This window comes from Sulfuricurvum sp. RIFOXYD12_FULL_44_77, from assembly GCF_001830725.1.
Taxonomy (GTDB): Bacteria; Campylobacterota; Campylobacteria; order Campylobacterales; family Sulfurimonadaceae; genus Sulfuricurvum; species Sulfuricurvum kujiense_A.
In genome coordinates, this window is sequence record NZ_MIBU01000296.1 from 1 (window position 1) to 13975 (window position 13975).

Annotated in this window: 10 protein-coding genes and 1 pseudogene; 4 read left to right on the forward strand and 7 right to left on the reverse strand. The window is 43.4% G+C overall.

Annotation, left to right across the window (positions count from 1 at the left end):
• The 7 genes and pseudogenes from A2517_RS10855 to A2517_RS10885 all read right to left on the reverse strand — a co-directional run.
• Nucleotides 1-675, reverse strand: a pseudogene (locus tag A2517_RS10855) (LPS-assembly protein LptD); the annotation flags it as partial.
• A complete protein-coding gene (locus A2517_RS10860) occupies nt 668-1117 on the reverse strand; it encodes an RDD family protein (protein ID WP_294896929.1) in 450 nt (149 codons plus the stop codon). The pseudogene A2517_RS10855 and the gene A2517_RS10860, both read right to left, overlap by 8 nt.
• The gene (gene purD / locus A2517_RS10865) at nt 1117-2385 is read right to left on the reverse strand and encodes a phosphoribosylamine--glycine ligase (protein WP_294896931.1); all 1269 of its coding nucleotides are present in this window, start codon (nt 2383-2385) and stop codon (nt 1117-1119) included. Before purD ends, A2517_RS10860 begins: the two co-directional genes overlap by 1 nt.
• A gap of 294 nt (nt 2386-2679) precedes the next feature.
• On the reverse strand, nt 2680-3321 hold the full coding sequence (locus A2517_RS10870) for a uroporphyrinogen-III synthase (protein ID WP_294896933.1): 642 nt from the start codon (nt 3319-3321) through the stop codon (nt 2680-2682).
• Between the two features lie 12 nt (nt 3322-3333).
• The gene (gene guaA, locus A2517_RS10875; protein ID WP_294896935.1) at nt 3334-4878 is read right to left on the reverse strand and encodes a glutamine-hydrolyzing GMP synthase; all 1545 of its coding nucleotides are present in this window, start codon (nt 4876-4878) and stop codon (nt 3334-3336) included.
• A gap of 92 nt (nt 4879-4970) precedes the next feature.
• Nucleotides 4971-6416: an L-aspartate oxidase gene (nadB, locus tag A2517_RS10880; protein WP_294896937.1), complete on the reverse strand. Its 1446-nt coding sequence runs from the start codon at nt 6414-6416 to the stop codon at nt 4971-4973.
• Nucleotides 6406-6534, reverse strand: coding sequence for a hypothetical protein (locus A2517_RS10885; RefSeq protein WP_294896939.1), 129 nt, complete (start codon nt 6532-6534; stop codon nt 6406-6408). The genes nadB and A2517_RS10885 overlap by 11 nt, the downstream gene beginning before the upstream one ends.
• A gap of 73 nt (nt 6535-6607) precedes the next feature.
• Between A2517_RS10885 and uvrC the strand changes: the two genes are divergently transcribed.
• The 4 genes from uvrC to A2517_RS10905 all read left to right on the forward strand — a co-directional run bounded on the left by uvrC (nt 6608) and on the right by A2517_RS10905 (nt 13857).
• The gene (uvrC, locus tag A2517_RS10890) at nt 6608-8416 is read left to right on the forward strand and encodes an excinuclease ABC subunit UvrC (protein WP_294896941.1); all 1809 of its coding nucleotides are present in this window, start codon (nt 6608-6610) and stop codon (nt 8414-8416) included.
• Nucleotides 8417-8486: 70 nt separating this feature from the next.
• Nucleotides 8487-8900, forward strand: coding sequence for a PAS domain-containing protein (locus A2517_RS10895; RefSeq protein ID WP_294896947.1), 414 nt, complete (start codon nt 8487-8489; stop codon nt 8898-8900).
• Nucleotides 8901-8909: 9 nt separating this feature from the next.
• Nucleotides 8910-10505, forward strand: coding sequence for a hypothetical protein (locus tag A2517_RS10900; protein ID WP_294896943.1), 1596 nt, complete (start codon nt 8910-8912; stop codon nt 10503-10505).
• A gap of 28 nt (nt 10506-10533) precedes the next feature.
• Nucleotides 10534-13857 (forward strand): nitrate- and nitrite sensing domain-containing protein, encoded by a 3324-nt coding sequence (locus tag A2517_RS10905; RefSeq protein ID WP_294896945.1) that lies wholly within the window; start codon nt 10534-10536, stop codon nt 13855-13857.
• The last annotated feature ends 118 nt before the right edge of the window (nt 13858-13975 follow it).

Sequence of the window (13975 nt, forward strand, 5' to 3'; positions counted from 1 at the left end):
CATTGTACGGATTTGAGGGCGAAGCTCTAAATCCCACCAGTTATGCGGAGCAAAATAGATCGGCTGCTGATAATAAAACCCTTCCGATCCTGACCATCCTATAATAGGAATCAATAATCCGGTTCGGCGGGTTCGATCGGTCGGGTAGCCGAAATAAGGGAGATAAAATACAGGTACCTCTCCGATCTCTAAACGTGCATTATAAAGATTCACCCACATATTTTCCGTATTATAATCACCGCTGGTAAAACGGATTTTCCACAAAGGGTCTGCTGAATCACACCCCGATACCGCACCGCTGGAGAGATCAATATCGTTTTGACACCCTTGCGCTTCCGCAGCACTCATCCACAAACCGGACAACTGATCCGCTGCATAATAGGGTGTTGAATAACGGGTATCCTCCACGAAATTCAAACGGGTGTAATTACTTATCCCGTGATACTGTCCCCCTTTGAAAATACTGACATTCCCTTTGGCTTCCATAATACTCGTATTACGATCATAGATGAGTTCATCCGCCGTAATAATCTCATCTTGATAGAGGGCAACGGGATTGCCTTTGGCGGTTGCGAGGGAGCCGTTTGCATCAACATTGACGCCATACAGCTCTACCCGCTCTTCACCCAGCAATACCGTTGATGCGATCAGACTGATCCAGTAAAGCTTACGCATTGATCACCAATGTTTTTCCGGTTCGATCATGCCAACTTCTTCGGTACGGATCAAGCATTGCCCAGATAAATCCAAGATAAAAAAGTATCTCACTGACAACACGAAAAACACTTCGATTAAAGGCACATAAAAAGGTAGGATTCGAGAGAGTCGAGAGTTCAATAACACGAATTTTCATTACAATTTTACCAAGACTCGCACCATACTGCATCGTAAAAAAGGTGTGATAAAGAATTTTAATCGCCATATATTCCAATAAAAAACTGTTGGTTACCGCAATCATCTCTTCCAACGTGTTCGCATTAGCAATCGAATCCCATAATATAGCAATCATAATAACGGATAAAAGAAGTTCATCAATTCCAAAGGCAGCTGCCCGCTGACGCACCGAAGCGAGAGAGAGGTGCTCACGCTGTAAAAGAGAATCGAGGCGTTCATCCATTAGCGAAGTGCCTGATATGCGATATCGGTACGCAATTTTTTACCGGCAAAATGAACTTGCCCGCAAAGCATATAAGCGCGATCACGCGCTTGTTTAATACTATCCCCTACTCCGACACACACAAGTACCCGTCCGCCATTGGCATAAAGTTTCCCATCCTCACGGCTCACGCCCGCATAGGCAATGTGTGTATTTTGAGCAATCTCATCATGATGTGTCTCATCGACAATTATCTCTGAGGGTTCAGAATTATCATACGGATAATTTCGGCTCGCCATAACGACACCAACCGCATATTTATCATGAAACTCCACGTTAAGGGTATCGAGTTGCTTGGTAGCGGCTTTGTAAAAAAGTTCACTCGCAGGTGTTTTCAAAAGCGGCATAAGAATTTCACACTCAGGATCACCGAAGCGGACATTAAATTCCAACGTAATCGGTTCACCGCTAACGATCATCAATCCGATAAAAAGAACTCCCTCAAACGGAGCCCCCTCTTCTTGCATCCCTTTAAGGGTTGGGCGAACGATTCGATCTTTCACTTTTTCATAGATCACATCATCCACAAGCGGTGTCGGAGCGTATGCTCCCATCCCCCCCGTATTAGGACCTTCATCATTGTCGAGGAGCCGTTTATGATCTTGCGCCGCAGGGAGGAGGATAAAATCTTTTCCGTCACACAAAGCGAACATAGAGAGTTCATACCCGTCTAAAAACTCTTCGACAACGACCCGTTTTCCGGCATCTCCAAATGATTTTCCGCTGAGCATCTCAGAAACCGCTATTTTTGCCTCTTCATAACTCATCGCAATAATAACGCCCTTGCCCGCACACAAACCGTCCGCTTTCACAACAATAGGGAGTGGGAGAGATTCGATAAAAGCAAAGGCATCACCGATATGATCGGTTTCAATATAACGGGCAGTAGGAATACCGTACTTTTTCAAAAAGTTCTTCATATAGACTTTTGAGCCTTCTAGCTGTGCCGCCGCTTTGGACGGTCCGAAAATCACCAACCCTTTAGCCTTAAATACATCAACAACACCGTCACTCAGCGGTCCCTCAGGGCCTACAATAGTTAAATCAATCTTATTATCAAGGGCAAATTGGGCAAGCTTTTCATACTCTTTAATCTCAACGTTGGTTCCCAACATCTCTGTTGCACCGTTACCGGGAGCAAAAAATAATTCACTTACTTCAGGATCCTGTTTTAATACCCGTCCGATTGAAAATTCGCGTCCGCCGCTTCCGATTACCATTACTCGCATAGATCACCTTGAAAAAAAATTATCTTATTTGAAACCCGCTAACGTTTCTCAAATAAGATAAAAGCCCGGGCGGGCGTTTCGCAGTAGCTTTGGTTCTTCAAAGCTGTAATTGCGCCACATCGAGCGTCTCTTCCGGCGGCGATCTCTCACGCGAATGCGCTCAAACAAGACCACCGACACCCCGAAACGTCTACAGATGTGACTAGTTGTATATGTAGAACCCTCATATTGCGGTTACTCGCTACGCCCAGAGTAAATAATTATAGCCCTAAAATCTTAAAAGGGTGATGAATTTTACCCTTTAGAAGCAATTTGACGCGCCAATTCGACAGCAGCTTCAACACTCGTAGTAGAACTAAGATAAGAAGCTACCTCTATGGGGAGAGCATTTTGGGTCGTTGTACCGATCACAACAACATCTTGTGTCGGGAATATTGGATAATTTTGAAGAAAACAACGGATACTGGATGGGGAAGTAAAAATTAAAATCCCCTCCTCCGAAATCGGATAATTAGCTGCTGCTTCATTACAGATAGTCTCATAAACGATCACTTCATCAATACAAAACCCTTCACTTCGCGCATGCTCAACCCATTCTGAAGCAATCACTTTTGGACGTACATAAAGCCATTTTCCAAGACTTTTTTTTCTTCTCAGAACACTCGGAATGGATACTCCGTATCCATCTGCGCTCTCGACATCAACGGCACCTGCTTCTCTTGCTGCTACAGCCGTGCTTTCTGATACACAAATACATTTCAGCGTATTCCAATCAAGATCATACTTTTCTAATACTAAAATGGCCTGTTTTGAAGTGAGAATAATCCCTTCATATTGCGTGAAATCGATAGTAGGATTTAAAAAAGAAATAGTGAGTATAGGAATGTGGATAACTCCCTCACAGGGAGTTTTGGAGATCAAATAGATGGAGCGCAAAATGCGATCCCTTTATTCCCACTCAATCGTAGCAGGAGGTTTGGAGCTGATATCATATACGACGCGGTTGATCCCGTCCACTTCGTTGATGATACGACGGCTGATACGCTCTAGCAACGTGTGAGGAAGGTGAGCAAACGTTGCCGTCATCCCATCCACCGCTTCGACGACGCGGACACACACGGTGTTGTCATAAGTACGGTTATCACCCATAACACCGACCGATTTTACGTTAAGGAGTACCGCAAACGCCTGCCACGTTTTTGTATAATAGCCGCTTACTTTCAATTCATCGAGCAAAATTGCATCGGCTTCACGGAGAAGATTCAAATCCGCTTTATTCACTTCGCCCATAATACGAATACCCAATCCCGGCCCCGGGAACGGATGACGGTTTACCAATGAATCAGGAAGCCCGAGTTCAAGACCGAGTTTACGCACTTCATCTTTAAAGAGATCGCGTAGCGGTTCGATCAATTCGAAATCCATCCAGTCAGGAAGTCCCCCGACGTTGTGATGGCTTTTGATCGTAACAGAGGGACCATTGACTGAAACCGATTCGATTACGTCAGGGTACAATGTCCCCTGCGCCAAGAATTTAATCCCGTCATGTTTTTTTGCTTCTTGCTCAAATACTTCGATAAAAGTATGCCCGATGATTTTACGTTTCGTCTCAGGATCGGTTACACCGGCAAGTTTGCCGAGGAAATTTTCTGATGCATCGGCGACGACAAGAGGTACTTTGAGGTGCACTTTGAAAATGTTCTCAACCGATTCACGCTCTCCCTTGCGGAGTAAGCCATTATCGACAAATACAGGGATAAGTTGATCGCCGATCGCTTCATACAGTAATGCCGCAACTACCGAAGAATCAACCCCTCCGCTGAGGGCGCAAAGAACTTTCCCCTCACCCACTTGAGCACGGATTTTAATGATTTGCTCTTTGAGGAAATGCCCCATATCCCATTTGTCAGTAATACCGCAAATTTTACGAGCAAAGTTACGGAGCATCAAATACCCCTCTTCGGAGTGATTAACCTCAGGATGGTACTGCATTGCATAGACCATTTTTGCTTCATTCGCGATAGCCGCATACGGAGAGTTCGGGGAGTAAGCGATTGGAACAAAACCTTCCGGCAATACGTCTACTTTATCGGAGTGACTCATCCATACCGCGCGTTCATCTTCGCACCCCTCAAACAAAACAGAGTGCTGGGTCATATCGATGGTGAGTTCCGCTTTGCCGTATTCGTGATGATCACTTCGAATAACGCTTCCGCCAAAATCGACAGCAATACGCTGCATGCCGTAACAAATTCCCAAAACAGGAATACCGAGAGCATAGACCCCCTGATCTACTTCGTACGCATCTTTGTTATACACGGAAGAGGGTCCACCGCTGAGAATGATCCCTTTAGGATTTTTTGCTTTGATAACATCGATTTTAGTGTGATACGGAAGTACTTCGCAATAGACTTTATCTTCGCGCAGACGACGGGCAATCAACTGAGTATACTGGGAACCGAAATCAAGGACGATAATATTGACATCTTTCAAAGGAGAGCCTTTAAGTGGAGATAATCGGGAGGGAGTGGATACCCTTTACGTTATTGAAAGGGTACCCTAATGTAGATTAATTTTGAATATACTCAACTCTCTTGAGTAATAAAATGGACTCCGATCGATTCGGAACGTTTTTGCGCCGAGACGATAATACTAAGTGCCGTTAATAGACGTAAACGCAATAGTCTCCCTACTTCACCGGCTAGCATCTGTGTTATCGCTTCCAATGCCCTCTTCAACCCTCGAGGAGTACGCTTGATCGAAACATTCTCCCACATAATACGGCGGAGCTGATCTTTTTTCTCTTTATCACCTTTGATCTCAAGCGGCTCTTCACCGAGTTTGAAATGATCACTGCACCCACGTGCTGCACCCTCTAAGATCGATTCGGCTGCTTTTTTGGAAAATACTAGCCCTTCAAGCAACGAGTTACTGGCCAGCCGATTAGCCCCATGTACTCCCGTTGAGGCTGCCTCTCCCACAGCGTAAAGCCCTTTTATTTGAGGCACCGCTCCCTTACTGTCTGTTTTAATTCCCCCCACGGCATAGTGAAAAGCCGGAGAGATCGGAACCCGCTCTTTTGGGAGATGGTATCCCAAATCATTCAGCGATTTGTAGATATTCGGAAAGCGCTCTTTAAAATATTCGCTCTCAAAATCTTCACATGAAAGATAGACCTGTTTGCCGCTACGTTGGCGGTAATCGAAAATAGCGCGGCTGACGATGTCACGAGGAGCGAGTTCACCACGCGGATCGTACTCGAACAAAAAGCGATACCCGTTTTCATCAACGACATGCGCCCCCTCACCTCTAAGCGCTTCGGAGAGGAGCTGTTTTCGTGCCCAGTTGTTGGCGACAAAAACGGTGGGATGAAACTGCATCATCTCCATTGATTCAAGTTCAATCCCTTTTTCGATACAAATACCGTGAATATCTCCGCTGATCGTCGAAGCGTTTGTATGGTATTCATAAAGCGACCCTACCCCCCCGCTTGCAATAATCACATTATCTGCAAGAATTGTTTTACGTTTTCCTTCACTGAATACTTCCACGCCGCAGCATTGATTATTCTCAATCAATAAATCGACCACGGTTGCATCGCTGAGCATCGGATGAGGATTTTGGTTCAATAAAAAGAAATGAAGATGTCTCCCTGTCGCATCCCCGCCTGCGTGAAGTATTCGGCTCCGTGAATGGGCGGCCTCTTTGGTATAGAGCAAATTTCCCTCTTCATCTTTATCAAACTCAAATCCGCGATCAATCAAATCTCTTATTACCCCTTGAGAGCTTTCACTCATCAATTGTACTGCAGCTACATTACACATACCTGCCCCCGCATCAAGGGTATCTTGGACATGAGACACGATATCTTCATCATTGTAGGCAGTGGTAACACCCCCTTGCGCATAATAGGTGTTGCACTCCCACGGGTTTGATTTATTGATGATTAAAACTTTTAATCTTTTCGGCAAAGCGATGGCCGCATACAATCCGGCAACACCTGAACCGATGATAACAACATCATAACGCAACGGAAGATTCCTTCACAGGTGCGGGTTTCTCATAATAAGGAGGAGCTTTATAGCCGCATCCGCTCATCAGTCCCATCAAAAGGGCTATACTGCAGACCATCATCCATTTTCGGGTCATGACTTTCCCCTCTCTTTTCTTTAATGACGGATGTTATAATAGCTACCATAAATTATTCATTAAGAGTTCACCGATGATAGAGCAAATTCGCACCCTCCCTCACCAAGCGGGGATATACCAATATCTGGACACTACGGGGAGAATCCTCTACATCGGTAAAGCCAAGAACCTCTCCAAACGGGTCAAAAGCTATTTTAATCTTACCCCTGAGCTTTCACCCAAAACATCCCTATCCTTACGTATTCAAAAAATGCTCTCTGAGACGGTAGGACTTCACTATATTATCGTTGAGAATGAGCATGACGCCCTCATTTTGGAAAATTCCCTTATCAAGCAGCTCAAGCCCAAATATAACATTCTCCTCCGTGACGATAAAACCTACCCCTATCTCTATGTCGATATGGAAGAGCCCTACCCCCGATTTGAGCTGACCCGAAAAATCATCAAGGGAAAATCTATCCGTTACTTCGGCCCTTTTTCGATCGGAGCACGCGACATTCTTGATTCTCTTTACGAATTACTCAAGCTCGTTCAAAAAAAAAGTTGCTTAAAGGGTAAAAAAGGGTGTCTTTTTTACCAAATGGAGCAATGCCTTGCCCCGTGCGAATTTCCAATTCCAAAAGAAGAGTATCTTCCGATGGTGATCCAGGGGATTGAATGGATTCAAAACAAACATAAACTCATCAGAGAACTCGAAGCTAAAATGGAATTTTATTCCGAATCGCTCCGCTTTGAAGAGGCTTTAGTGCTTCGAGATCGAATCGAGCGGATTAGCAAAAGTGAAATCTCCTCACAAATTGATTTAGCTTCGAATGAAAACTACGATATCTTTGCAATCGCCGCCAATGAAACACGCGGCTGTATCCTCCGACTTTTCATCCGTGAGGGAAAAGTGGCTTCCACTGCCCACGATTTTCTCCCTATTACCCCTTACTTTTCACTGGATGAAGCGTATGAGAGGACATTAGTCGGATTTTACGGGAATGAAAAACCTCCTATTATTGCCCCCATTTTGAGTGCACACCCTTTTGAATCGAGTGATTGGGTACGTGAACACTTAACCGCTCTTTTTGGGAAAAAAGCAATTCTCGAAGTACCGCAACGGGGAGCAAAGAAAGAGCTTATCGATCTCGCCCTCACCAACGCCCAAGAACTTCTACGCACACCGCAACCCACCAATGAGATTCTATTACTTCAGATTCAAGAGCTTTTTGTCCTTGACGCACTCCCTCATCGGATCGAAATTTTCGATAACTCTCATCATGGAGGTTCTGCCACCGTCGGCGCCATGGTTGTTTATCAAAATGGCCGTTTTGATAAAAAAGGGTATCGAACCTATCATCTCCACGAGAGAGATGAATACGGCCAAATGTCCGAGATGCTCCGACGTCGAATAGAGGGATTCTCAGATAATCCACCGCCTGATTTATGGGTACTTGATGGGGGATCTACCCTGCGATCTTTAGCCGTCGATCTTCTCAGTTCCCATGGCATTCATCTCGATGTCATCGCCATCAGTAAAGAAAAAATAGACGGTTTATCGCATCGTGCCAAAGGCTCCGCTCGCGATATTCTCCATACAGCAGAGAATACCCTACGCTTAGAGAGCTCCGATAAACGGCTCCAATTTGTCCAAATGCTCCGAGATGAAGCCCACCGGAGTGCAATCACTTTTCATAAAAAAACAAAGCTGAAAATCGATCAAACTTCCAAACTCTTAGCCATTAACGGAATTACCACAGCAAAAATTCATAAACTTATTGATTATTTCGGAACCTTTGAAGCGATTGCAAAGAGCGATTTTAAGACCCTTTCGGAACTAATAGGGACAAAAGATGCGGAAAGTCTCCAAAATTACTACAGAGAAACTGCGTCTAAGTAATCTTTTATGGAGTTTATGCCATATTCCACAGATTATGTTTTCAGCAGTTTTTTAGCTAAGGGGTCACATGATGGAAAAACCAACTGTGGTAGATGAAGAGTATTTGTTTGATGGACGCGCTATAGTCAGCGAAACCGATCTTAAAGGTGTTATCACTTTTGCCAATCGAAAATTTTGTGAAATCTCCGGATATACGGTCGAAGAGCTAGTCGGGGAGCCTCATAATATAATCCGTCATCCCGATATGCCCAAAGCGGCATTTGCTCAAATGTGGAAAACAATTCAATCGGGAACGCTTTGGCATGGATTGGTCAAAAATCTACGTAAAGACGGCCGATACTACTGGGTTGATACCGAAGTAACACCGACGTATGATGAAAACGGGCAAGTAAAAGGGTATATGGCGGCACGCAAACCGGCATCTCGTAAAAATATCGATGAGACTGCCGAACTGTACCGAAAAATGATTGAGCAAGAACAATAGGGGGGATGAGTGTTATTTTATAACCATAAACAAGAATTTATCGGAATCGACGAAGAAGGGCTTAAACTCTTAAATTACGCAACACTGGAAGATCTTTTGAGTGTCTGCAGTGATGTTGCCGATCTTTTTGCAAAAGAACCGGGCTATATTCATAATTTTAAAAGTTTCGGATGGATCGATTTCCTGCTTCATGCAGACTCTGATGCCCGCTCAGCCATTGTCCATGGAAACGGACGAACCTTTTCATGTACCCTTCAAGTAAACAGCCTTTTTTTAAGTGCAGAACCATCCAACCCTGGCTACATTATCGATATGCTCCATATTCAATCCATCAGTGGAGATGAGATTAAGCCTCAACCGTTCACCCCTAAAGCTAAAATTGAGAGTAAACCTGTGGTGATTGAACCCACATTCCCACCTATTGAAACGGCACTCCCAAATTACGATCACATCACCCCAACAACGTTAAGTGAACCGGGGGTACTCGATGTTCCCACTTATGCTGAGCCAGAAAGCCCCGAAGAGCCGATAGAAGATCTGTATGCAAAACTCTCTCTTCCCCTCAATGACGAAGAGCTAGAAAAAGAATATTTTACTCCGGAACCTACTCCGTCCATCGAACCGGCAACAGAACCTCTATCTGTCCCTAAAGTTGAGCCTAAAGTCGATCGTCCTATGCTGGGAGATGTACGCTACAGCAGTGCAGAAAAAGAGTTTATCAACACCCTTAAAGTTGATAAATCGTACCGTTTTGATCCGAATATAGCCGCACACGAACTTGGCTTGCCGGTTGATTTGATCCAAGAGTTTATCGGCGATTTTATCCAACAGGCGAATGAATTTAAAGAAGAACTTTTTGAAGCTGCCCTAAAAGGGGATATGAATAACCTCAAAATTTTATCCCACAAACTCAAAGGGGTAGCGGCAAATCTTCGCATTGAAGATGCTTTCGAAACCCTCAGCATCATTAATACCTCTAACGATTCTATAGAAATTGAAGCTAATCTCAAATATTTCTACTCCATCATCGAAAAATTAGAAGGGAAAGAACCGATTCAAGAAGAAGTGATAGAGAATACCGCTCCATCAATTGAAACGGCTATTCCCGCAGTCAGTGATGATATATACGAATTTGCTTTTAAAGAAAAAGAACCTTTACTGATTCATGAAGAGCATCTTTATCAAGATGTACCGAAAAATGATGAGACCCCGATCGATTTATCGTATGATGAACCGGTTAAAGAGATGGTTGCCGTATTCGAAGAGAGTCCTTTAGAAGAGAATAGTGACATCGAACCGCTCCGAACACTTCATTACGATAAGGTTTTTGTCTCTGGGCAACTTGGGATTGAACTTGACTTTTTTAATGAACTGGTTGATGAATACAAACATGATGCACTCCGTGCAGGCAATGAAATCAGTGCCGCAATCAGTGCTTTTGATACCCATGCTTGGAAAAAAACGGCGAGTCAACTCAAAGGAATCAGTGATAATCTACGATTGAACGAGATTTCAGATGAATTGGCCATTTTATCTCAAACGAACGATGCTCAAGAAGCCAATAAAGCTTCTAAGCGTCTTAATAGCTTTCTTGAACAACTATGAGAAATAAGCGTAATATAGAGGAGACCCCATGCAACTAGGACTTAGAAATCGACTTCGCCTCATCAGTCTCTTACCGATTCTGATACTTTTTATCCTTGCCAGCTACTACGTTTACAATGCGTACGTCAGCTACAAAGGGGCTGAACAGCTTCAGGTAAGACTTGAGGGGAACAAACAGCTCAATGACCTGATCAATAACCTTTCTCGTGAACGGGGAATGACGGTTATGTATATGGGTAATGCTTCACCCGCAACCCTTAAATCCCTCCATGCGCAGCGCGCTATTGTCGATCAAAAAATCGATGCCTATCAAAAACACCTCGCAACCCTTGAACAAATCAATACAGCAGAAGCTTCAAAAGCTTCTGCGTTATCAAAAGTAATCAGTGATTTACAGCGAGGGATTAATCAATCTCGTCCGTACGTTGATAACGGCAATGCCAATTTTGATAAAATTTTTACCGACCTATACGGCAAGTCGGAAGAGCGCCTCATTAATGAGCTTACCGACCTTGCAACACTTCATTTCGATCCGGAAGTCAATTCCCTCTCATCTGCCTATCTCTCTTTAGTCCGTGCAAATGAGTACAGCAGTGTGGAACGTGACTATATTACCTATGTCCTTTCACGTGCGACCCCTCTTGCAGAAGAAGAACTCAATAAATGGGTTACGTTAATTGCTAAAGCCGATACCTTCAATCTCGAAGGGATGAGCAACAAACCTATCCAGTCAAAACTTCAAGCAACCCTTTACAGTGAAGATAACACGGAACTTTTCCTCGACATCACGACAGAACGCACTGCTATTTTGCAAACCAGCACAACCGGTGCCTATGAGACACAATCAGGTATATGGTTTGCTATGATTTCGGAGAAAATTGACGCGATCAACGAAGCCGAAAAAGTTTTGATCGATGCTATGGATGCTCGGGCTTCGATCGTACAAGATCAAGCGGTACAAGTTCTCATCATCGCTATTGCTGTCTGGATACTGGGAGTATTGGTCGCTATTTTAGGCTATTTCTTCTCTGCTGAGATCACTACCAATATTAAAAATCTTGAATCGGTTCTCAAGCGGGTTGCTGAAGATACCCACGATACCGAAGCTGAAGTACTCAGCCATACCATTAACCTCGATACGACAGAAGGTACAGCTCAAGCCTATGGCTTGCTGGAGCGTATTATTGAGCAGACCCTCAATGATAAACAATACGCGATGGAAGCCAGTGAAGCCAAATCGATGTTTTTGGCCAATATGTCTCATGAAATTCGTACACCGCTCAACGGAATCGTCGGATTTACCGAATTGCTCAAAGATACCGAATTGCATGATGAACAGCGCGAATTCATTGACATCATTGAAAAAAGTTCTGAAAACCTTCTTGAAATTATTAACAATATTCTTGACCTCTCAAAAATTGAAAGCAATAAACTTGAAATTGAAGAGATTGTCTTTAATCCGATCGATGAGTTTGAAAGTGCTGTTGAAGTCTACGGAGTACGTGCTTCCGAAAAACACATTGACCTTGCTTGTTATGTCGATCCAAGCCTAGAACGACCGCTCAAAGGGGATCCGACTAAAATCAAAGAGGTTATTATCAACCTCCTTTCCAATGCGGTCAAATTTACCAACAGCGGCGGGGCTATCAGCGTCGATATCCGCCGCGTAGAGTGTGATACCCTCAACCGAACCAAAGTTCGATTCCAAGTCAAAGACAACGGAATCGGCGTCACCAGCGAACAACGATCACGTATTTTTGAAGCCTTTTCCCAAGCCGATACCTCCATTACCCGTAAATACGGCGGTACCGGCTTAGGACTCACCATTTCGAGCCGTTTCGTTGAATTGATGGGGTCACAACTCGACCTTGAGAGTGAACCGGGCAACGGCACGAGCTTCTTCTTTACATTAGAGTTTGAAGAGATTGAAACCCTTAATGAACCACTCAAAGGATCATTTTCCAACATCAATGCCGTGATTTTGGAGAACCATTCGAAAAAGAAACTCCAAAATACCTATCTTAAAGAGTACCTCGACTATTTCGGTGTGAGCTATACCACGTTCCATGAGATGGATGAACTTAAAATGCTAGAGCGCCAGGTCAATTACGACTTGCTCTTTATTGATAACGACTACACGACGGATGAAGATATTGTTGCGTATGCTTCATCACAAGAGCAGCTCGTTCTCATAACCAAATCGTTCTATATGAAAAAAATCGACTCAATGGGAATCGATATTTTCAAAGTCTTGTATGAGCCGCTCAACAGTTCGAAAATTCGTACCACCCTTGATGCGTATGATGCTGAAGCCTTTAGCAACCGCAAAGTCAAAATGTCTCGCCGTAAAAAGTTTGATGAGAAAAATTCCCGTTTTGCCGCGACTGCACTCGTAGCAGAAGATAATATTATCAATCAAAAGCTGATTCGACGAACACTTGAAGATCTCGGATTGGAAATTACGATAGCTAATAATGGGCTTGAAGCATTTGAAAAACGTAAAAACGGCACATTTGACATTATTTTCATGGATATTCAAATGCCGGTACTTGACGGTATCGAAGCGACACAGGAAATTTTAGATTTTGAAGAGGATTACGGACAAAACCATATCCCAATCGTTGCTTTGACCGCCAATGCCCTTAAAGGGGATCGTGAGCGATTTATGGCAGCCGGAATGGATGAATATACTACTAAACCGCTAGTCCGTTCAGAGATCATCTCACTGCTCAATAATTTCTTATCGCATAAAATTATTGAAATCAACCCTGTACCAAAATCGGTTCAAGAGATTATTGTTCCCATCGAAGAATCAATACCGCTTGTAAGTGAACCTGAAATAGAGAAAGAGATCGAAGAGATTGAGAATGTTTTTGTCAATGAAATCGAACCGCAAACTTTTGAGGAAGAAATAGAAGCAACGGTAGAACCTATCCTAGATGAGCCTGTTATGCAAGTGCCTATCGTTGAAGAATCTATCGCTGAAGAGCATATCTCCGCATATGACGCCGATATTCTAATTGCAAAACAAAATACTCTTGAGTTAAAACTTTTTACCCGTATTCTTGATGATTTAGGATATACCTATCAAAGTGTCACCACCTCTGATCAACTCAAAGATGAGCTTACAAATCGTCGCTATAAACTTGCTCTTTTTGATAAAAAGCTAAGTGGATTAAATCTCAAGGATCTGTATGATATAATCCGATCCAATAACAGTGATACATCTCTCGTCATGCTCATTGATCCAAGTATTCCGGAAGAAAATGAGGATGCGATGTACGTTCATGAGATTATCAAAAATGTCATCAACAAAGATCTGTTACGTCTTGTTTTTGAAAAATTTATCTAAACGAATGGGGAAATTCTAAATGGATGAGAAGAAACTAAAAGTTCTTGCGGTTGATGATGATATGATTAACCTCAAGTTGCTCAAAACCATGTTAATGAAAACCCCGAATGTCTCTGCT

What these genes read in the sequence shown, in the direction of transcription:
- A2517_RS10860 (WP_294896929.1), bottom strand. Translation starts at nt 1,117, where the DNA reads ATGGATGAACGCCTCGATTCTCTTTTACAGCGTGAGCACCTCTCTCTC.
- purD (WP_294896931.1), bottom strand. Translation starts at nt 2,385, where the DNA reads ATGCGAGTAATGGTAATCGGAAGCGGCGGACGCGAATTTTCAATCGGA.
- A2517_RS10885 (WP_294896939.1), bottom strand. Translation starts at nt 6,534, where the DNA reads ATGACCCGAAAATGGATGATGGTCTGCAGTATAGCCCTTTTGATGGGA.
- uvrC (WP_294896941.1), top strand. Translation starts at nt 6,608, where the DNA reads ATGATAGAGCAAATTCGCACCCTCCCTCACCAAGCGGGGATATACCAA.
- A2517_RS10895 (WP_294896947.1), top strand. Translation starts at nt 8,487, where the DNA reads ATGGAAAAACCAACTGTGGTAGATGAAGAGTATTTGTTTGATGGACGC.
- A2517_RS10905 (WP_294896945.1), top strand. Translation starts at nt 10,534, where the DNA reads ATGCAACTAGGACTTAGAAATCGACTTCGCCTCATCAGTCTCTTACCG.